General features: G+C 59.5%; 21 protein-coding genes. 12 read left to right on the forward strand and 9 right to left on the reverse strand.

The genetic code is table 11. From position 1 onward, the window contains the following. Positions 1-82 precede the first annotated feature (82 nt). From BRX37_RS14205 to BRX37_RS14230, 6 genes are read left to right on the forward strand one after another with little or no spacing between them, the layout of a single operon-like run. Positions 83-502 (forward strand): hypothetical protein, encoded by a 420-nt coding sequence (locus BRX37_RS14205; RefSeq protein ID WP_125987753.1) that lies wholly within the window; start codon positions 83-85, stop codon positions 500-502. 41 nt (positions 503-543) lie between these two features. Next, positions 544-852, forward strand: a complete 309-nt coding sequence (locus BRX37_RS14210) for a phage tail assembly chaperone (RefSeq protein ID WP_425304270.1) — start codon at positions 544-546, stop codon at positions 850-852. 30 nt (positions 853-882) lie between these two features. Beyond that, a complete protein-coding gene (locus BRX37_RS14215) occupies positions 883-3681 on the forward strand; it encodes a tape measure protein (RefSeq protein ID WP_125987757.1) in 2799 nt (932 codons plus the stop codon). A 21-nt stretch (positions 3682-3702) separates the two neighbouring features. After that, positions 3703-4782: a hypothetical protein gene (locus BRX37_RS14220; protein ID WP_125987759.1), complete on the forward strand. Its 1080-nt coding sequence runs from the start codon at positions 3703-3705 to the stop codon at positions 4780-4782. Positions 4783-4790: 8 nt separating this feature from the next. After that, the gene (locus tag BRX37_RS14225) at positions 4791-5144 is read left to right on the forward strand and encodes a hypothetical protein (RefSeq protein ID WP_125987761.1); all 354 of its coding nucleotides are present in this window, start codon (positions 4791-4793) and stop codon (positions 5142-5144) included. Next, positions 5141-5911, forward strand: coding sequence for a hypothetical protein (locus tag BRX37_RS14230; protein WP_125987763.1), 771 nt, complete (start codon positions 5141-5143; stop codon positions 5909-5911). The genes BRX37_RS14225 and BRX37_RS14230 overlap by 4 nt, the downstream gene beginning before the upstream one ends. Position 5912: 1 nt before the next feature. Here BRX37_RS14230 and BRX37_RS14235 read toward each other — a convergent pair whose 3' ends face one another. Further along, complete coding sequence (locus BRX37_RS14235) at positions 5913-6236, reverse strand: hypothetical protein (protein ID WP_125987765.1); 324 nt, start codon at positions 6234-6236, stop codon at positions 5913-5915. Between the two features lie 102 nt (positions 6237-6338). Here BRX37_RS14235 and BRX37_RS14240 point away from each other — a divergent pair, with 102 nt between their 5' ends. Genes BRX37_RS14240 through BRX37_RS14250 form a run of 4 tightly spaced genes read left to right on the forward strand, consistent with a single transcriptional unit; the run spans position 6339 to position 13008 of the window. Continuing rightward, complete coding sequence (locus tag BRX37_RS14240; RefSeq protein ID WP_125987767.1) at positions 6339-8807, forward strand: gp53-like domain-containing protein; 2469 nt, start codon at positions 6339-6341, stop codon at positions 8805-8807. Positions 8808-8821: 14 nt separating this feature from the next. Beyond that, positions 8822-12634 carry a hypothetical protein gene (locus BRX37_RS14245; protein WP_125987769.1) on the forward strand — a complete coding sequence of 1271 codons (3813 nt, stop codon included), beginning with the start codon at positions 8822-8824 and terminating at the stop codon, positions 12632-12634. 33 nt (positions 12635-12667) lie between these two features. Beyond that, the gene (locus tag BRX37_RS26750) at positions 12668-12826 is read left to right on the forward strand and encodes a hypothetical protein (protein WP_159366393.1); all 159 of its coding nucleotides are present in this window, start codon (positions 12668-12670) and stop codon (positions 12824-12826) included. Next, on the forward strand, positions 12823-13008 hold the full coding sequence (locus BRX37_RS14250; RefSeq protein ID WP_125987771.1) for a hypothetical protein: 186 nt from the start codon (positions 12823-12825) through the stop codon (positions 13006-13008). The genes BRX37_RS26750 and BRX37_RS14250 overlap by 4 nt, the downstream gene beginning before the upstream one ends. 456 nt (positions 13009-13464) lie before the next feature. Here the strand turns inward: BRX37_RS14250 and BRX37_RS14255 are convergent, their stop codons facing one another. Beyond that, positions 13465-13686, reverse strand: coding sequence for a hypothetical protein (locus BRX37_RS14255; protein WP_125987773.1), 222 nt, complete (start codon positions 13684-13686; stop codon positions 13465-13467). A gap of 254 nt (positions 13687-13940) precedes the next feature. Further along, positions 13941-14324 (reverse strand): excalibur calcium-binding domain-containing protein, encoded by a 384-nt coding sequence (locus tag BRX37_RS27305; protein ID WP_318276686.1) that lies wholly within the window; start codon positions 14322-14324, stop codon positions 13941-13943. A 97-nt stretch (positions 14325-14421) separates the two neighbouring features. Between BRX37_RS27305 and BRX37_RS14265 the strand changes: the two genes are divergently transcribed. Continuing rightward, entirely contained in the window at positions 14422-14817 is a 396-nt protein-coding gene (locus BRX37_RS14265; protein WP_125987775.1) for a lysozyme, read from the forward strand. A gap of 41 nt (positions 14818-14858) precedes the next feature. On the opposite strand, the gene BRX37_RS14270 is transcribed toward BRX37_RS14265, so the two are convergent. Next, positions 14859-15119, reverse strand: a complete 261-nt coding sequence (locus tag BRX37_RS14270) for a hypothetical protein (RefSeq protein ID WP_125987777.1) — start codon at positions 15117-15119, stop codon at positions 14859-14861. Then, positions 15119-15532 carry a hypothetical protein gene (locus tag BRX37_RS14275; protein WP_125987779.1) on the reverse strand — a complete coding sequence of 138 codons (414 nt, stop codon included), beginning with the start codon at positions 15530-15532 and terminating at the stop codon, positions 15119-15121. The genes BRX37_RS14270 and BRX37_RS14275 overlap by 1 nt, the downstream gene beginning before the upstream one ends. Positions 15533-15806: 274 nt before the next feature. Here BRX37_RS14275 and BRX37_RS14280 point away from each other — a divergent pair, with 274 nt between their 5' ends. Beyond that, a complete protein-coding gene (locus BRX37_RS14280) occupies positions 15807-16022 on the forward strand; it encodes a hypothetical protein (protein ID WP_125987781.1) in 216 nt (71 codons plus the stop codon). 117 nt (positions 16023-16139) lie between these two features. On the opposite strand, the gene BRX37_RS27310 is transcribed toward BRX37_RS14280, so the two are convergent. The 4 genes from BRX37_RS27310 to sppA form a co-directional block, all read right to left on the reverse strand. After that, positions 16140-16262: a hypothetical protein gene (locus BRX37_RS27310; RefSeq protein WP_318276687.1), complete on the reverse strand. Its 123-nt coding sequence runs from the start codon at positions 16260-16262 to the stop codon at positions 16140-16142. Then, the gene (locus BRX37_RS26755; RefSeq protein WP_164522466.1) at positions 16252-16413 is read right to left on the reverse strand and encodes a hypothetical protein; all 162 of its coding nucleotides are present in this window, start codon (positions 16411-16413) and stop codon (positions 16252-16254) included. Before BRX37_RS26755 ends, BRX37_RS27310 begins: the two co-directional genes overlap by 11 nt. A 79-nt stretch (positions 16414-16492) precedes the next feature. After that, complete coding sequence (locus tag BRX37_RS14285) at positions 16493-16822, reverse strand: hypothetical protein (protein ID WP_125987783.1); 330 nt, start codon at positions 16820-16822, stop codon at positions 16493-16495. Positions 16823-16997: 175 nt separating this feature from the next. Then, on the reverse strand, positions 16998-18881 hold the full coding sequence (sppA, locus tag BRX37_RS14290) for a signal peptide peptidase SppA (RefSeq protein WP_125987785.1): 1884 nt from the start codon (positions 18879-18881) through the stop codon (positions 16998-17000). Positions 18882-18940 lie beyond the last annotated feature (59 nt).

The raw sequence follows: 18940 nt of genomic DNA on the forward strand, positions 1-18940 counted from the left end.
CTTCGAGTAGAGGGGGTGGCTTCGGTCACCCTCTCGACACGTTAAGATAAATACCTCGCAACATTTTTTGCGAGGTTTTATTATGTCTGAATTCTACATCCCTATCCGTTACGACAACAAGATTGCTGAAAAGGGCCGCTGGTTCGATGTTTACGACGAAGCGGGCAACCTTCATGGTCGCTTCCTGGTTTCGCTGATTGCGGGCGATGCACCCCACACAAAGCTGCGCTCTCAGCGTCTGGCGCAGGGCGACAATGTTGCCACGGTGGGCCAGCTTTCCGAAGAAGAGCAGCGCAAGCAGAACGCGATGCTCCTTGTTGAACTTGCGATCACCGACTGGAAAGATGTTCTGAACGCAAAGCGCGAACAGGTCGCATTTTCTAAGGAGAAGGCTGTCGCCTATTTCCTGGCAAATCATTACGCTACCGAAAAGGTGTTCCAGTTCGCGAGCAATGTGCTGAATTTCCAGGCTGTCACCGTCGAGGAAATCGAAAAAAACTGATCGAAGTTCTCGACTATCGCGCATCAACGAATTGCATCGTGATGGGCGAGGACTTGCTTTCATCAAATGAAAAGAGGGTGCAGCGGGCGCAGCGATGGTTTCTCGAAAACCATAAGGAAGTCCCTCAATACGCCGATTTCTACTGGCAGGCGTTTCGACGCCTGCATACTGAACGGCCGATGGTGATGGGGGGATTGGGTGCGATCCCCATCACGAAAATCTTGGAATATGCTCGGCACTACGGTCTCACCGATAATGAGGCCGCAGCGCTTTCCACGATAGTCATGTCCCTCGACGGCCATGAACGCACCGCCCTCGCTGACCGTGCAACTAGGGCGAAGGTCAAGTAAGGCGATTGGGCTGGCTCTGCTAAATACGGCATGAGCCAGCCTGTAGCTTCCCCACAGATCGATATCATCATTGACAGCAAGTCGGCCCAGGCTGGCGCCCAGCGTGTCAATGCTGCCCTGAATTCCATAGTTGCCCAGGCCAACGGCCTAAATTCCGGCCTGTCTGGTGTGAATGGCACGATGATCCAAACCGGATCGTCGGCCCAGCAGCTTGCCCAGCGTCTCCAGGCCGCCAATAGCAACGCAGCCGGGCTGGGCGGGATGCTCGGTCGCTTGCAAGGCATCGCGACTGGCGCAGCCGGTTCGATCGGAAATCTTGGCGCGTCGTTCGCTGGACTGGGTGGCCTGGCTGTCGCGGGTGGCGTCGCTGCTGTAGGCGCCGCAATTGTTGCGATTGGCACTGCCGTCACGTCCGCGACTGCCCAGGTGCAGGCGTATCGCGCGAGCCTGACCACCATCATCGGCGACACCGAGCAGGCGGGCCTGGCATTCAATGCGCTGGCAGACTTCGCCCAACGGACGCCCTTCACATTGGACGAAGCCGTCAATGGTTTCGTGAAGCTCTCCGCGCTTGGCCTGAAGCCATCAGAAGAAGCGATGACCTCGTATGGCAATACCGCCGCAGCCATGGGCAAATCGCTGGAGCAGATGGTCGAAGCCGTCGCCGATGCCAGCACTTCAGAATTCGAGAGATTGAAAGAATTTGGCATTAAGTCCAAACAAGAGGGTGACAAAGTTTCGTTCACTTTCCAGGGGGTTACCACGCAGGTTGGCAACAACGCTGCGGATATTCAGAAGTATCTGATCGGCATTGGTAACACCCAATTTGCAGGCGGGATGGACCGCCAGGCGCAGACCATCGGCGGCGCGATGGCCGCACTAGGCGACCAGATATTTCTGCTTTTCGCAAAGATTGGCGAGGGTGGTTTCGCGTCAGGCATGACCAAAATCCTGGATGGGATTTCCAGCGGTATCGCCGCGATTACCCCGCTGCTGTCTGGGGTTGGGTCAGTCCTGGGCGGGATCATCAATTTCGCCGCCGAAGCGGCAAGTGGTTTTGGCTCGATGTTCACCGCGATGACGGGGGGCGGGAAGGAAAGCCTGGGCCTACTCGACCTGCTGACCGTTGGTTTCAATATGCTGGGGCAGTGGGTCACGGTAGCTGGTAACACGGTTGGCGCCGTGTTTCGCGGGATCGCCAGCGTCATTCAATGGGTCGGCGGTGGTATCCGTGAATGGTTGGGCAAGGCGTTCACCTGGTTGACCGGCGCCAGCACCGCGACCGTATCTGACATGGGCCTGTCGTTCATCGCGCTCCTGCGGTCGGTGAAATTCGTGGCAGGCGCGATCCCCGACTTGTTCGCGACCGCGTTCCAGGATGTCAAAAAGCTGTTCTCCAGCTTGGGCAGCATCGTCGGGCGTCTGCTATCCGGTGACCTGACGGCCCTCGGCGACATAGGCTCGGCCTTCACCGTGAGCTTCGCGAATTCCGCCAAGCAGATGGGCAGCATTGTCGATCGCGCTGCTGCTGTCGCGGCGGATCAGAAGGGCGCCCAGGGCGCTCTCGACCGCATGCTCGGCCGTGGCAAGACCGCCAAGATTGACGATTTCGCCAATGAAACACCTGGCGTCACGCCGACCGGCGCCGTGGACAAGGATGCCGCGAAAGCCGCCGCTGATGCCGCGAAGGCCGAAGCAGAGCGTCAGAAAAACATCCAGGCTTTCTGGAAGACCCTGGACGATAGCGTAACCTTGTCGAAGATGCTGCCGCAGGAAGCGGAAAAGCACACCAAGCTGCTCGATCTCCAGCGTATCTATGGTGACAAGCTGTCCGCCCAGGACAAGGCCGCGCTGCTGGCCGCCGATGGCAAGATCGCATCGAAGCTGCGCGAAATCGCGCTCGGGAAATCCATCACGTCGATGGCGGATCAGGCGCGTCAAATCGAGAATTCGAACCTGATCATGGCTGGCCGGAAAGTCGGCCTGACCGAACAGGAAGCATCGGTGCAGGACGCGCTGGTCAAGCTGCGGATCGATGCGCTGAACTCGGGTGCCACCCTGGCTGACCTCGCCAGCGACACCTGGAAAACTGAAGAGAAGCGTCTTGAAACTGCACTCCGCACCCAGGCCGCGTTGGAGGGGCAGGCGGCTGCAATTGCGAAGGCGAAGGACATCGCGGCCGGATATTCGCCGCAGTATGATCGCGCCCAACGCCTGGTCGGTATCGAGAAGGATCGCGCTGATTTCCTGGCTGGCGCCGACAAGGCCGGAATTAGCAAGGGAGTGCAAGCCAGCGTCCTGGCGGGCATGGATAAGGCGCGCGCCGGGATCGAGAACGAATGGGTCTATGAATTCACGGATACCATTCATTCGCTGGCGGATGAATTCGGTGGCAGCTTCGGTAAGGCCATCGGAAAATTCGGCCGCGCGATGGACCGCATGGCCGCCGCAGCATCGGGCGACCTCGACAATGCCGGTCCCCTGGGCGGTATCTCCAAGCTCCTGGGCAAGGATGTCAGCAAGGGTTTCCAGGATGGCGCCAAGTCCATGCTCGACGACCTGCAAGGCTCAATCGGTAAGGCTTTTGGCATCAATGGCGAAGTCGGTCAGGCGCTTGGTGAAACCCTCGGCAAGATGCAGGGCGGCGCGGATGTCGGCAGATTCGCGGGAAAACTGCAAACGCCGCGAACAGCTGGCCTCGTGCTCAAAACTCCCGCGAAGGGTAGGCCGATCGTTGGCGTCCGTGGCTCGTTCACGGGTACGTGGGGTCGCGTGATGGAGGGCTACCAGGTGCGGGGCAGGGGGCGTCTGGAGAAGAAGAGCGCGTGAGCAAGCGAACGCGACGACCTGGTGAATGGTGGGCTGGGCGCAGGGTCAGTGGATGGCAACAAAGCCAGCTATCGCGATAATGCCAGCACCGCAGGCGGGGCTGTAGGCAGTAGCGTTCAGGAAATCGCCGACGCGCTTGGCGCAGTTATCAGTGGCGACCCGCGTGTCTCCATCGGTCAATACAAGGGCGACTGGCGCGTCAGTTCGACCGGTAGAACCGGAAAACTGAAGGGCAAATATTCGGACGTGACGGATTTCGGTGATGATGCCGAATCCGCTGTCGCATACGCGGCGATGCTGGCGATCCAGCAAGGTGTCTTGTCTGGACTGTCTAGCTTCGCAGATCGTGCGCTGAAGAATTCGACCGAAACGAATTTCGAAACGGTCCTTAGCGTCGCTACCCAATACGAAACGATGATGAAGGAACTGGCGGCCTATGACGATCCGCTTGGTGCCGCCATCGACAACGTCAATTCGGGCCTCGACAAGCTGATCAGCCAGATGAAATCATATGGTGCCACGGCTGAAGACCTGTCGAATGTGGAGCGCTACCGCACCATCCAACTCGACAAGATCATCGCGGACCAGACATCGTCTCTGCGCGCCCTTCAGAAGACGCTGAACGGCGAGGGCAGCGGTAAGACGGTCCTCCAGCGTCTGAACAGCAGCCTGGACGAATATGCTGGTTACCAGGCCGATCTCGCGAGCGGCCAGAGCATCGACAATGATGCTTTCGCGTCGCTCGCCAATGAGATTTTCGGCCTCGCTGGCTCGGCGTATGGTAGCTCGACCGGCCAGTTCCAGTCGATCCTGTCGATGCTCAAATCGGACAATGCCGCCGCGATCAGCGCGACCGAAGATCGCGTGATGGCATCCCAGGACGCAGCCGCAGCCGCCCAGCAGCGATTGGTCGAGCAGAACGCAGCCGCCGCGCAGCAGCGTGATCAGCAGCTTGCCGAACAGGCGAAAGCGAATGCGCTGTCGGCCGAACAGAACGCTCTTCTCCGTGAACTGGTCGCTAGGGGCGGGCTGGGTAATGCCTTCGTGAACGCGCTCGGATCGTCATACACCAACGGTCAGGCGACGACCCGAACCGTCTAAATATCGCTATGGAAATCACCAATCGCGGTAGCTTTGTTCGCAATGAATATCGATACGAAATTCGTGAAGACCTTCCGCTTCAAGGGCTTGAGCCATCGGCGCGGGAGATCATCGTCGAAACTAACCTGGGCGAGGCTGCGGCCCAGGCGCTGGCGACGAAAATTCTCGCGGATGCTGGGCGCGTCACCCAAGGGTTCGAGATCGGGATCGAAGGAGTGATCGACCTCAATGATTTCGCCGGTCATCCGCCGCTGTTTCGCGTGGCGCTGCCTGGCTATGATGTCGCCGACCGTGTCTTTCGGGTGATCGAAGCGCGGGTCACGCGCCTGGCTGGGCGGACGACCCTGGTGGTGCGCGGATGACCGCGATCCTTGTCGCCCCTTTGGGCTTCACCGTGGTGTCCGGTGACGCTGCGGCGAACCGTCCTGTATCGAACCTCTCGAAAAATCCGCCTGGCCTGGTGTGGCGCGTCGATGGTGAAACCGCCTCTATGGTTGTCCAGGTCGATGCGCCGTTCGACACGGTGGCGCTGATCGGTTCGAACTTACGGTCTTTTGATACCGTTCGGGTCCGCGTCGCCGCGACTGCCGCCGCCACGGTTTCCGCTCCATCATTCGACAGCAGCGCCGTCCCCGCATGGTCTGGCACGAAGGTCGATGGGGCAGGGGCCAAGACGATCATTCGCGCACCCTCGGCGATGGTTAGCCGGTTCGTCCGGATCGACATTGGCGCGCCTGGTCACCTGGACGGTTATATCGAAGCGCAGCGCCTGGTCATTGGGAAGGCTGTCGCGCACGATGCGATCGACCGTGATGCTGAGACGACCTGGGTGGATTCCTCGCCATCATACACCGGGCCGAACTGGTCGGCGTTCGACGTTTATCCGACCGTGCAGCAGACCAAAGCCGCGATGTCATGGGTGTCGTCGGATGCCTACCACGCCGAATGGGCGCCATTCTTATCCCGCGTCGGGATCACGACGCCGATCCTGTTCGCCCCCTTCCTGGAAGATGTGACGAGGCATCAGACGACCGTCGTCTTCGGCCATGTGCAGCAGAGCATCCCCGTTCGCCATCCAGCCTGGAACACGCACAATCTGGAACTCACGGTGCGGGCGCTCGCGCCCTGAGTTATCCAGTTGCGGACGAACTCTGCTCTGCTGGGCAGGGGCATGCCGGTTGCGTCCAGGCCAGGGCGGCACCCGACAAGACGGCAAGCGCAGCGAACAGCGCGCCGATGGCATTTAGAAATTCTGAACGCCCGCTCCCCAGAACCTTCCCTTGATACACCGCAGCGCCAAGGTTTGGTTGCCTATTTTCCCGCTTTGCTCGGCGCTCTTCTCTGCGTTTGAACTGGTCATATGACAGCGCGCTATAACCAGAATACCCCCACAGCGCTGCGGAGCAGAGACCGAAAAAGGTGGATGCTATCTGAAGGGTCAAGGTGATGGTCATCCACCTTCCGTAGCATAGCATTCTGCTAAATATGAGGTGCGAAACCTCCTAGTTCAGATCGAAGCTCGCGACCCCAAGACCGGGTCGATAACCACCCTCCGTATGTCCAGCCTCGGCGCCTCGGCGGCCGGAACCGTGCTGGACGGTCACGCCTGGACCCCATGCATTCGGGATTGGGGTGAACGCTCCATCTCCATTTTCTCCAGCGGTGAACTCCAACCCGCGACCGTCAGCCATGGCGATGTCGTCTTCTTGGTCTCAAGCGATTTCGACAACCAGGCTTGGGCCGGTCTCTCGTTCGATGGCCGCCCCGTGGAAATGTGGATCGGCGAAGATGGTGCCGATTTCTCGGAATACGAACAGGTGTTCGCCGGATCGTGCGGCGCGCTGGCGCGAAACGGCCTGGAATGCACCCTGGGGCTGGCCGGTCCCGATGCCAAGCTCGCAAAAGACCTCCTATCCGCAAGCTATACCGGCGAAGGCGCCCTGAATGGCGATCCCGAAATAAAGGGTTCGCTGAAACCGTGGTGTTCTGGCGAGGCCAAGAACATCAGCGGCGTCCTGATCAGCGAGAATTATTGGGTCTACCAGTATCACGCCTATGGGCCGACCGGTGGTGTGCAGGGTGTCTATGAAAACGCCTGGCCGGTCGCTTCGGGGCCATCCGCCACGGTGGATAGCTATGGCGCGCTGATCGGTCTCGACCTTCAGCCCGGCCAGTGGGCGCATTGCCCCGCGCAGGGTCTTTATCGCCTTGGTGGTCAACCGTCCGGCCTGATCACCGCTGATGTCATCGGCGCCACGGTTAATGGATCGCCTCTTCTGACGGTCGGCGAGATCGTCCGCCACCTCCTGTCCACCCGCGTCACTGCCGATGAAATCGATGCCTCGACCTTCGCACCCTTCACACAGGCCTGGTCTCTCTATGTCGATAGCCAGGTCAGCGTTGGTGACCAGGTCCGCGAAGCCATGCGTCAGGCTGGTGGTTACCTGCTGCCCGATCAGTCTGGCCGGTGGATCGCCGGTGATTTTTATGGCGAGGGCACCGCAGGAGAATTGCGGGGCGACCGCACCGCCGAACCGCTCGTGGAAACCTACAGCCAGCTTGCGTCGGCGCCACCCGCGTATCGCGTGAAAGTCGGTCACGATCGCAGTTGGACCGTCCATAGCGACGATCAGATTTCCCCGCTGCTCCTGGATATCACTGACGAAGAGGCGCGCGCTGCTGCCGCTGATGCTGCGGCGAAGGCCGAAGCCGCTGGTCAGAAGGCCGATCAGGCTAATGACAAGGCGGATGGCGCAACGGACAATGTCGAAAATGTGCGGCGCAAGCTGCCAGAACTGGTGCGCCCCTTGCTGCAAGAGCCGATCGAGCGTCTGTCAGCGCTCCATATCCAGGGGGCAGCGGTGCAGGCGAAGGCGACCGTGGCATTGCACGAGCAGAACCTGATCGCAATCCAATCCCTGGCCACACGCATTGAAGACGATGGCGCGCTGGTAGCAGAGCAGGTCACACAGTTGACCACTCGCGTCGAGAACAGCGAAGATCGGATCGAATCCGGTTTCCTGGAAATCAACCGGACCATTGCGGACGCCGATGAAGCTCTGGCTGAAAGCATCACCGCGCAGATCGCGAATTTCGGCGAAGATGTGAACGCGTCGATCAATGAAGAAAGGATCGCGCGCACGACCGCCGTCGATGCGGTTGCGAGAGATTTGGACGAGATGTCTGGTCGGATGTCCACTTTGTCGGAAGACCTATCGGGCGAGATATTGGATTCGCGACAACTGACCATCGACAAAGATGGCGCGATGGCCAGGCGGGTTGATGCGCTTGGGGTTCGCATCGATGATGAAGTCGCTGATCGTTCGGCCGCCATACGCACGGTGGAAGAGGCTGTCGCAGATGAGACCGAAGCGCGAGCAAGCGCCATCCAGACGATCGAATCCACCTATGGGGATCGCATAGCTGCAATTGAAATAGAGGCCAGCACCGCCACAGACGCGTTAGACAACCTAAACGCTCAATACACAGTCAAGGTGCAATCCACACTTGCCGATGGAACCAGAGTGTTAGGCGGGTTTGGTGTGGCCAACCAAAACGGGGTTGTGGACACCGCGTTCATGACCGACGCCTTCAGGATTTACACCCCAGGCGTCGCACCTCGTCAGGTTTTCTATGCCGACGGCGATGGCGTGAAAATGACGAACGTTGAAGTCGATAAGCTCAAGGCGGGCACGATCGATTTCGAGTTCATCAACCGGCAGTCGCTACAGAATGCGTTCGGTGGCTACCAGGTTTTGCCTGGCGGTTTGATCATCATGTGGGGCCAGGTCCGCATGGCGATCAATGACGAGCAGATTATTCCGGTGACGTTCCCGACGCCCTTCACGACGGCGCTGATGAGCCTGACCGCGACGCCCTATATCGCGACGGCAAACAATTACCGCGACCTTTGGATTCAGACAACTGCAACGCGGTCGCTCACCGGGGCGAGCTTCTATTGTCAGGCCGCCACCGGCAATCAGCAGAGATTGGACGGCTTCGATTGGATGGCCTTCGGCTACTGATCGATAAATAGGAGATGGAATTCTCTTATGAACAGGGTGGTTCAATCAGCGTCACCCACGGATCGAAAACAGTAGCAGGGGCCGGAACGAGTTGGGCCACTGGATACGCCGGTGTTTTGCTCAACATCGCAGGCCTCAACTATCCCGTCGCATCCATCGACGGGGCAATGGCTATGACGCTCGTCGATCCCTATCCCGGTGAAACCGCGACCGATCTTCCTTACGCGTTGATCCCTGTCCAGCCCGAGAACTACCAGCTTTCCCGCCAAGTCAACAACGTCCTCGATTTGGTCCAGCCACTCGTGGATGCATCGACCGGCCCCGCTGGCCCTCCTGGTCCCGCAGGCCCTGTGGGTCCGACCGGCCCCGAAGGCGTGGGACATCTTGAGATCGTCAATCTCAGCGAAGCTGCGGGGCAGTTGGCAGGCCAAACGGGCGTCTACGTCATGGTGCCAGTGGTCACCAATGATCCTGGTGTTGAACTGACGCAGCAAGCGTCGGTCACCATCCCGTTCGCGAATTCCAACGCGCGCGTTGCCTTGTATGCGACGACCTCACTGACTGGTCTGTCGCTGATCCTCGGGGCAACGAATGCGCCCGCGCCCCAGCCCGAAGTGCCGACCGAACCGATCGATCTCAGTGGATCGGGCACCATTTACGGCGCTCCAGGAACGATTTTCCCGCTCGGCATCTATCTCGGCGGCTCGACGGCTGAATTCACGATCAGCATCCCGAATGATTTCCCCGTGAAGATCGAGCGCAAGGCGGAAACCTCGACCCCCGTGGCGTCGCAATGGCTGACGGGTGCGAGCGGTTCGCCATATCCGGTTGCGGGTAACGCCGTGTCATCCAGTGCGGTGCTGGACAAGAAAATTTACGGTGACGGGACGACCGATTTCCAAAATGGACATCTGATCCTCAATCGTCATGCATATCTGCAATCCCAGCCGCTTGGGTTGGAGTTTGGTCAGGTTGCTGATGAAGCGACTAGCGAAACGCCGCCGCGTATCAAAATCGGTATCAAAGCAGCCATCACCGGCGACAACTATCCGATTTTGGCTGCCCTCTATCAGTATGGTTTCGGGCAAATTCAGCTTCGTCCGCACTGGTCGGGTCAGAACATGGTCGTGACCCTCGGGCGCGGCGGCTCGGAAGAATATATTATTAGCGACGAAGACCCTCGTCGCCATCGCGGGGATGGGGTCATGCAGCTTTATGAAGTCGAGTATATCGACAATGTCGGTGGCGTCGGCGGGACCGTTAAATTCTATCTCGATGGGGTTCAGGTTGGCGCGGCGAAACCCGCCAATGTTAAGCCGCGCATTTCGAACACCGTGCCGTTCGAGGTCAACGCCACGGCGAGCAATACCAACGATTCGGTCGATGGTTTGGAGGTTGAGTATGTGACGATCGACTTTGACCGTCCTGGCGTCGCTTCGACCTATGAAGCTGTAGTTTCCGGGCCGATCCAAGCATCCGATCTTGAGGCGCTGGTTGTTGACGCGTCTGGTTACACCGCTGCTGTGCCCGAACGGCATGTGACCTATACTGCTAATACGGCTAGTGGTCCGCAGACCACCGATCTGACCGTGGTTGTGGGGCCGATGCAAATTCCCGCTGGTCGCGCCTACAAGGCGGTCCTGGAAGATTGGTCCAGCGGCGTTGGCGTCGCGCATCCGAACGAATTGATCATGACCAAGCCAGCCGCGCAGAATTGCCGGTTTGAAGATGTGACACTGTTCGGATCACAGCCTTCCTGGATGGAAGTTCTCCCGCAGGGGGCGGTGCCGACCATCGGCGGCATCAGCTATTATTGTGAAGGCATTCGGATGGGCAATTATGTCCAGTTCCAGTTCGGCTACGATTGGGACAGCGCGACCATGCCCGCTAATCCGTTCGGCGATCCGACGAACAAAGACAGCTACATGGTCCCGCACAAATGGATGATCTATGACGCTATGGGCACCTTGTTGGCCCGGATCGAGCAGCTCAACGGCCAGCCTCTTAACACGACTGCCACGCCTGCGATTTGGGAAGGGCAGTATGACGGTCGCGGCGTGGCGATGATCACGGCTGATAACCGTTGGTATCCGAAGGGCACCGTGCGGTCTGGTGTCATCTGGCGTTCGCACGATCCCGTGGCCTATTCGCAGGAGTTCGTCTGGCGCAATGTCCCCACCTATGATCTTGCGGTGCCCTTTGCGTCGCAGACCGGCTACAGCGTCAACGGGTTTGATCTCCGCGTCTATGAAGGGTCGGCGGGCAACGATGGGCAGTCGAACGGCTTCGCGAACTATCGCTGGATGCCGTGGGAGAGCAGCACCTACAACGAAATGATCCAGGCGGGTGCGAATTCACTCAATCCCTGGAAGGTCGGCACCGATCAAATTTCCATCACGCCAAACGCTGGGGTGTGGCTGAAATATACGCCGTTCAATCAAGCGGGGCGTTCGCCCATCACCGGCCCAGGCGGCACGCGTGACGATCGCCAGGCCATGGCCGAACCGGTCGCCCGATACGCTCGCGATGTCACCGTGAAGCGCCCGCATGACAATCGGGACATGAAGGAAATCGCGCTCGACTATCTCACCGGATACGCGAGCGATCCCTATCATTGCTTCGAGAATGGCCGATTGACCCCCCTGTTCAAAGGCAACGCGCGCCGCAACGTCACGATGCGCAACCACTATTATGGCGGGGGCGAAGGAAGCACGCCCGCAGATCAAGCATATTATGTGCAGGGTGGCCGATTGTATGAATGGGCCAGCGGCCACAACCCGCTGCGGGTCCAGGTTCCGTTTGCAGGTGTGTCGTCGTCCAAGCCGGTCTTCGGGACGAACATGATCGATGACGCACATGGCCATCAGTTTCCGCATTGGGGCTCGCTGCTGTTTCAGTCGCCCGAATTCGCGATGCTCGGCCACAAGTTCAGCGACCAGATTCGGCTGTATATGAACAATATTCTCGCGTCGCCCTGGGGCGAGGCTGGCAACCCTGCGCAGCGTGGTCCGGCCTGGAAGTTCATCCATGCGGCTTTGATGTGGAAAACGGCCTCGCGGAATTCGCAACGCCTCTACTCGCGGGCAGAGGTGCTGGATTGGGTCGTCTTCGATTTTGAGACGTTCTACGACAACTATTACGCCTCGACGCCGGGTTATCTGAACCCGCCCACCACATTGAACGGCCCCAACGATGCGATCTACGCGGCGACCGCGAGGTTCGGTCCCTGCCTTTACGATGGCACCTACGGCGTCTGGCAGCACGATTTTATGGCTGGCTATTGGATGTCAGCCCTGCACGTCGCGGAGAAGCTCGGGTTCAATGACGCTCTCCGTGCCGCGTCGCCGAAGGCTGAGGCAGTGGTCAACTGGCTGATCACCGCGCAGCAGAAGCGCATTGTGGGCCGTATCAACGAAGGCATGTTGGTCAACGCGCTCGACAACCTCGATTACACCACTCCGATTTGGCGTCCTGAACAGATCGAGGCTGCGCAAGGGGAGGCATCGGCTTTGCCACAGTCATTCGGTCAGATCGTCACGGCCCAAGGGGACGGGAAATCGCCAAGCTGGGATAGTTTCCGGTCGATGGACGGCGCAAATGTTTATGGGCGCGACGGCCAGGCAATGGACCAATTGCTGGCTGGGCCGTCCCTTTTGCTCGACATGGGTAGGACTGCATCTGACCTGGTGGCCGCTGAAACTGCCGCACTCGCATATCGCCAAAGCAAGATCGATTCTGAAACCGCGAAGGGCGCGCAGGATGCAGGGCGGACCTGGTTCCAATACAACCAGACCACCAACAATCCTCCTTTCAAGCCACCGCTTTGAAGGAGGAACGCCGCTCGATTGCCTAAATAGGCGATGGAAACGCTTAGAAAAATTGCCGGGGTCGTCGGCGCGCACAAAAAGAAGCTCGCTGCTGCGGCTTCTGTCCTCCTGCTGGCGGTCGGGTGCGCTGTTGATCCTGGCGTGGTGGAAGCTGCGCTGACGATTTTCAGCGTGATGGGCCTCCTGCTGTGATCGATGGTCGCACTGCTGTCGATGCAGCAGCGGGCGTCGGCACTATCTTTACCACGCTCGCCGTCTATGCCGGGCAGATTGCGCCGATCCTAGCTTGCATCAGCACAGCCATGGCGATCGGGTGGTTCTCCATCCGCTATTACCATCTGTTCCGATATGGCCACGACATCCCGCGCGAATAGCCGGGATGGGTGGTAAAGGGACTGTCTGCTTGCAGCGCAAATCGGTTCGTAAGCAGTCAGCGTTACGCCTCATATTTGCGGTGTCATACATTCACATAATTCCCATCAGACGTTGCTGACGGCAATGACGATTCCGCAGATACTGCCTAATCCGTAACCGGTTACGAAAAACCAATACATTCCTGGATTGTCTTGCCGCCTAATGGATGGCATTGGCCAGCGAGCGGGCACCGTGTCAGTGGCGAGACTCCAAATTACGCCAATGGTGCAAACTGCTGACATCGCGATGCCAAAATAGTTCAAGGTGTCACTCCGGCGTTTTCACTGACTGATGCTCTAGCTATTCGCTCATTTGGTGAACTTGGCTGCCATCTCGAATGTCCGCAAGCGGATAGTGGCGGGGCAATGGGGAACAACTAAAAATGGTCGTTTGCGCCCGGTCTGCTCTCCGGCCCGCTAATTGTGATGCCGGATGCGATACTCTGACCGAAATTCCTCAAGAGCTTCGCGCAGGAGGCGAATACCTTCCTGCGAGTAACCTTCGATCTCGGCATCGTCTTCGATCCCAGCCAGTGCGTTCAAAAATAGCGAATAGTTTTGCTCAGGTGTCCGGTCGAAATAGCTTTCTTGTGCCAACGAGGCCTCCTGATCGCGCCGCCCAAATAATTGCGGTGCCATTATCACAATGATTGAATATGTCCGCAATGGCTGATTAGCGACTGCCCATCTGATGGCAACTTCTGGTCGCTTACAGACCGTCTGAATTTGGTCCCCAAGTGGGTTGATCCCGGCCCACCATATTCGGGGGGAATATCAGGGGTGTTTGTGGCCGGGATCGTCCGCAGCCTAGCGGAGCGAGCGATAGGGTCAATCAGCATCAACACGATCACGATGACCAGGCGCGCGCATCTGGTCGGTAGCGAACCATCGCCTTATCGCGGGTGATACGGCTCGCATGCGATGCCGTCGCCGTCTCCGTCCATATGATCCCCAAATCCTGGTTGGCCACGATAGATCGGGGCAGCACCTGCCGCGCGGGCTTCCTTGCAGTTTCTATATGACCAGGTCGAACCGTCGGTTTCGGCTGGTGGTGCGGGATTGGTTGGAGGGGCGACGCCACCGGATGACGAAGACGGTTGCTGCTGATCGAGTTCATCCGCCGTCATCGGGCTATCGTGAGGGATAGTGTTGCGAGGCGTCCAGCTTTCGTCAGGCACTTCCGCTTCGACAGGGGCTTGGCCGACGCGCGGGAGCATCGTCCCGCCAACCAATCCGGCAGCGAGCGCGCCGACAACGATCATAGGAGAGTGTCGCATCCCGACGACATACCGCGCTCTGGTAAAGCAATCGCTACGCCTGCGTCATAAATATTAGAATGAACTCCTGAAAACGTCGCCCGCTGGTCGGGCGCTTATCACTCGATTCGAAGGCGAACGCCTTCAAGCCTATCTCTGTCCGGCAGGCATCCTCACGATCGGCGTGGGTCACACTGGCCCTGACGTGAAACCAGGCCTCACGATCACCCGCGAACGATCCCAGCAACTTCTCGCGACCGACCTTCAGCGCTTCGAAGGTGCGGTCAATCGTCTGGGCGGACGGATGAACCAGGGGCAGTTCGATGCGATGGTGAGTTTCGCGTTCAACGTCGGCGAAGCCGCCCTTCGATCCTCGACGCTGCTGAAAAAGCACCTGGCGGGCGACTATGCTGGTGCAGCTAGAGAATTCGCGCGCTGGAACAAGGGAGGCGGCAAGGTGCTGCCTGGCCTGGTGAAGCGTCGGGCGGCCGAAGCGGCGCTGTATATGTCTTGATACGTGAGACTGCCGCCCACCATTGTTGATGGGCGGCTGCCCTATTTGCGCTTTTTCTTCGGGTAGAGATGACCATATTCGATCTTCGAGGTGACCGAGCCGACCCCAAAGACTGCTCCCGCTCCGATGCCGCAGGCAATCAAGCCGCCAACCCAGATCAGCAATGAGACAAAGAAGGGGGCAAAAAGCAGGCTGAACAGGCCGACAAAAACGGCAAGCCCGCCCAAAGCTATCAGGCCATATCCAACCATCGTGATTGGAAGCGCCGCGACTTCGAGGACAAATGCGATAACTGAGCGCATCACTTCGCCTTATGTGAATTGGCGTGGGTGGTGGTCAGCATCTTCAGGTCACCCTGGATCGCCGCCACACCCCTTGCTTTATTTTCCTTCACGGCAGGGCAAACTTTCGCCTTGCCACCAGCTTGACCCATCTTCGCGCTGATATCCAGCACCGCCGATGCCTTATAGTCGTTATATGCTGATTGACCTTGGAAGTTAGTATGTGCGCGAAGGAACGCCTCTACCTGCTTCGTTACAGCAGCGACTTCCGGGTCGTTCTCCAAGCCGCAGCCGTTTAGCAGGGTCACGGAATTCATCGCGTGCTGAGCAACTTTCATCTCGCCCATCACCAGTTGCGTGCCTGGTGCCGCGCTTGCTGAAACGCTCGCACTGATCATGAATCCCGACAATGCCCACACAAATCGCTGTTTCATCGATCACCTGCCCTTGAGTTAACTACCTGCTATTGCGCGACATTTAACAAAGTAGGTTCGGGTTATCGTTAACGCGGCTGTGTGTCGAATAGATAAATCGGCAATCAAGGTTTGCGAATTGCCTGGCTAAAGCGAGGCAGGATTTCAGTTCTTGAAGCGCAACGTCGATGCTCGTGTTTCACTTAGGTCAAGTAAAATCACCACCATTTTGGGGGTGATATTCCATGTGGAGAGCCTGCGCGGTCGATAAAATGATCCGATATGGAGCCATATCATGGAGCGTTTCCCCGAACGCGTCCTTTGCGATGAACTGGCTGAAGTCCGCAAGGTTCTCGAAAAATGTCTGGCCGTCCTAGACGCGCACGATGAGTCCGAAGCGGCATTATACGTTTGCCATGGTATCGAGGCGCTGATTGGCGCCCCATCGACGATGGAGCAGTGGTATATGATGACCGGCCGCAATCCAGATGGCACCGAGCGTCCTGATTGAACGAAAAGGCCCCGCCATCGCTGACGGGGCCAGTGGAAGGTCGTGAAGACAAAACCTTCGGGTCGCTCGAATCGTGTAGCAGATATTGCGGTGCAGCAAAATCACCCGGATGGGGTATCAGTCGATCAGGCTGGCGATCCCGCTAACCAGGCTGACGATCATTAGGGCAGCGAGAACGAGGGCTTCGATCGCCAAGACGGTGTCGGACTGATGGCTGTCGCGGTCACGATCACGTTTCATCGGACATCAGCCCTCGGATGATCATTTCATCCATAACAGCCTGCTGCTCGTTGGTGAGGCTCGCACGGTCGGTGACCGTAGCCCAGGTCGTCATCAGTTCGTCGTCTGACATATCGGCCGCCAACGCAGCGGCCTTCAGGTGGTCTTCCATCCGCGCCTCCGATCATTACGCAGACGGCAAATAAAATCGATCGGCCAGGATTTTTCAACCGCCTCCAGTTTGCGCTGGGTTAGAAGATCGCTTCCATCGCCTCGCGGAAATCGTTGACGCTCTTCAGTAGTTCCGGGTTGGCGAAATCGGGAAAAACTTTGTCATCATCCGTGAGTTGATCGTCCGGCGCACGGCGCAGGTTCATGCTCTTCAACATCCTCGCCGCGACACGGTGGAGGACCGCCGATGGGCTGGGATCGGGTTGCGGATACATGGGGAGGGGACGGTCCAGACCCAGGTCGGCGCGATCCTCCGAAGGGACGGTCGCGATCAGCAAAGGGATGCCCATCGCGTCGATCGTGAAGCTCAGATGGCCCAACGGCTCCGGTGGATGCTCGAAGAGGTCCATGATGTCGGGGCGGAGAGTGGGGCAGGGTGATTCGTCATTTTCACGCATGACGTATTTAGCAGGCGACTTGACCCCTTATGTGCCCGCCGTTATTGATTCGCACATGGGGCGAGCTTGGTGAAGCTCGGCCATGGCGATATCGAGAAATTGTTCGGGCGAAAGTGACGGCCTGGCGTCAGTGCCAGGCTGCCCCCAGTAACGCCAGCCACCCGCGCGCATCCGCCTGGTTTGCAGGCCTGGGGGCGCCATAGCCGCGGCATTCCAGGCAGTCGGCGCGCACGCCCGCGCCGCTCACCAGTCCGCGCACATCGGCGACGGCCTGCAGCGCCCAGCGCTGCTGCAGCTTCGCCTCGCGGCCGATCAGGTCGCGCGGCGCGCCGGCATCATCCTTTTCGCGGTCGGCGATCGACTGGATGAACTCGGCGAACTTGTCCGGCTGCTTCTCTATCCAGTAGGGCTTGGCCTTGGCCGGATCGATCTTGGCGCGGCGTGCGGCCTCGGCGATCGCGTCATTGAGATCGCCGAACCGGTCAATGAGGCCGATCTGGCGGGCGGTGCCGCCGTCCCAGACGCGGCCCTGGGCGATGGTGTCGATCTGCGCCGGCGTCTTGTGCCGGGCCTGTGCGACCAGGCCGACGAACCGGCGATAGATATCCTCGACCCCCATCTGCATGATCTGGTCGAATTGCGGGGTGGTGCCGCCGGCAATGTCGGGCTGGCCCGACAAGGGCGTGGTGCGCACGCCGTCGGTGGTGATGCCCATCTTGGCCAGCGTGCCCTCGAAACTCGGGATGATGCCGAACACGCCGATCGATCCGGTGATGGTGTCGGGTTCGGCAAAGACGATGTCGGCCGGGGTCGAGACCCAATAGCCGCCGCTTGCCGCGACATTGCCCATCGACACGACGATCGGCAGGCCGCCGGACTTGGCCTCCATGATGGCGCGGCGGATCTTCTCCGACGCCTGCACCGATCCGCCCGGCGAATCGACGCGCACGACCAGGGCCTTCAAGTCCTTCTCGTCCAGCGCCTTGAGCAACAGGTCGGAAATCGTGTCGCCCGCCGCCGTGCCGGGGCCGGCCTCGCCATCGACAATGTCGCCGGCCACGGTCAACACGCCGATCTGCCCGTCATTGGCCGGCTTCCTGGCCTTCACATAGGCGGCATAGTCGATCGCGGCATAATCGGTCTCGTCCTTGTCGGACGGATCGCCTGCAACCTTGGCGACGCGCTCTTCAAAGGCTTCCTGATCGCCCAGATGATCGACCAGCCCGGCGGTCAACGCAGCCTTGGCCATGTCGCCGCCGGCAGCGCTGGCGGCGGCGGCGGGATCGGCGGCATAGGCCGCGACCTTGGCCTTGGGCCGCGCCCTAGTCACGTCATCCTGCCAGTTCTGCCACAGCGCGCCGGCCAGTTCCTGATTGGCCTGCTTGGCCGCGGGCGACTGGTCGGCGCGGATATAGGGTTCGACGAAGCTCTTGTAGGTGCCGACGCGATAGACATGGGTGTTGACGCCCAGCTTGTCGATCAGCCCCTTGTAATAGAGGCCGGAGCCGCCGCGCCCGGCGATGGCGACGCCGCCCATCGGGTCGACCCAGGCTTCGCTGGCATGGGCGGCGAGCTGGTAACTGTCGTCGCTATAGAGGGTGGCGAAGGCAAAGACCGGCTTCTTGGCGGCGCGCACCGCGTCCAGCGCCTTGCCGACGCGGGCGATGGCGACCTGACCGCCGCCGGTGAAATCGTCGAGGTCGAGCACGACCGCCTTCACCTTGTCATCGGTGCGGGCGGCGTCGAGCGCGGTCAATATGTCGGACAGGCGATATTCCTTCGCCTGGTCGCCCGAGCCCGACAGGATGGCGGTGGCGCTGACCTCGGCCGGCTGTTCGACGATGCTGCCGTCAAGGTCCAGCAGCAGCGCGCCGCTGCCGATCGGCTTGGCCGGCTTGGGCGAGAAGGACAGGGCGGCATAAAGCAGCCCGAAGAAGAGCAGGAGGAACAGGAGCACCAGTCCGTCCTTGATCGCGACCAGGATGCGCCACGCGCCCTTCACAAATGCCAAATCGCCGTTCCTTTTCCGTTGGTCGTCCCGAGCTATCGCATCGCCGGTTTGACTGCAAT

Source organism: Sphingomonas sp. S-NIH.Pt3_0716 (assembly GCF_003950715.1).
Lineage (GTDB): Bacteria > Pseudomonadota > Alphaproteobacteria > Sphingomonadales > Sphingomonadaceae > Sphingobium > Sphingobium yanoikuyae_A.

What these genes read in the sequence shown, in the direction of transcription:
- BRX37_RS14245 (WP_125987769.1), top strand. Translation starts at nt 8,822, where the DNA reads ATGGAATTCTCTTATGAACAGGGTGGTTCAATCAGCGTCACCCACGGA.
- BRX37_RS14215 (WP_125987757.1), top strand. Translation starts at nt 883, where the DNA reads ATGAGCCAGCCTGTAGCTTCCCCACAGATCGATATCATCATTGACAGC.
- BRX37_RS14225 (WP_125987761.1), top strand. Translation starts at nt 4,791, where the DNA reads ATGGAAATCACCAATCGCGGTAGCTTTGTTCGCAATGAATATCGATAC.
- BRX37_RS14210 (WP_425304270.1), top strand. Translation starts at nt 544, where the DNA reads ATGGGCGAGGACTTGCTTTCATCAAATGAAAAGAGGGTGCAGCGGGCG.
- BRX37_RS26750 (WP_159366393.1), top strand. Translation starts at nt 12,668, where the DNA reads ATGGAAACGCTTAGAAAAATTGCCGGGGTCGTCGGCGCGCACAAAAAG.
- BRX37_RS14235 (WP_125987765.1), bottom strand. Translation starts at nt 6,236, where the DNA reads ATGACCATCACCTTGACCCTTCAGATAGCATCCACCTTTTTCGGTCTC.
- BRX37_RS27310 (WP_318276687.1), bottom strand. Translation starts at nt 16,262, where the DNA reads ATGAAACGTGATCGTGACCGCGACAGCCATCAGTCCGACACCGTCTTG.
- BRX37_RS14255 (WP_125987773.1), bottom strand. Translation starts at nt 13,686, where the DNA reads ATGGCACCGCAATTATTTGGGCGGCGCGATCAGGAGGCCTCGTTGGCA.
- BRX37_RS14285 (WP_125987783.1), bottom strand. Translation starts at nt 16,822, where the DNA reads ATGGACCTCTTCGAGCATCCACCGGAGCCGTTGGGCCATCTGAGCTTC.
- BRX37_RS14270 (WP_125987777.1), bottom strand. Translation starts at nt 15,119, where the DNA reads ATGCGCTCAGTTATCGCATTTGTCCTCGAAGTCGCGGCGCTTCCAATC.
- BRX37_RS14275 (WP_125987779.1), bottom strand. Translation starts at nt 15,532, where the DNA reads ATGAAACAGCGATTTGTGTGGGCATTGTCGGGATTCATGATCAGTGCG.
- BRX37_RS14240 (WP_125987767.1), top strand. Translation starts at nt 6,339, where the DNA reads ATGTCCAGCCTCGGCGCCTCGGCGGCCGGAACCGTGCTGGACGGTCAC.
- BRX37_RS26755 (WP_164522466.1), bottom strand. Translation starts at nt 16,413, where the DNA reads ATGGAAGACCACCTGAAGGCCGCTGCGTTGGCGGCCGATATGTCAGAC.
- BRX37_RS27305 (WP_318276686.1), bottom strand. Translation starts at nt 14,324, where the DNA reads ATGCGACACTCTCCTATGATCGTTGTCGGCGCGCTCGCTGCCGGATTG.
- BRX37_RS14205 (WP_125987753.1), top strand. Translation starts at nt 83, where the DNA reads ATGTCTGAATTCTACATCCCTATCCGTTACGACAACAAGATTGCTGAA.
- BRX37_RS14230 (WP_125987763.1), top strand. Translation starts at nt 5,141, where the DNA reads ATGACCGCGATCCTTGTCGCCCCTTTGGGCTTCACCGTGGTGTCCGGT.
- BRX37_RS14280 (WP_125987781.1), top strand. Translation starts at nt 15,807, where the DNA reads ATGGAGCGTTTCCCCGAACGCGTCCTTTGCGATGAACTGGCTGAAGTC.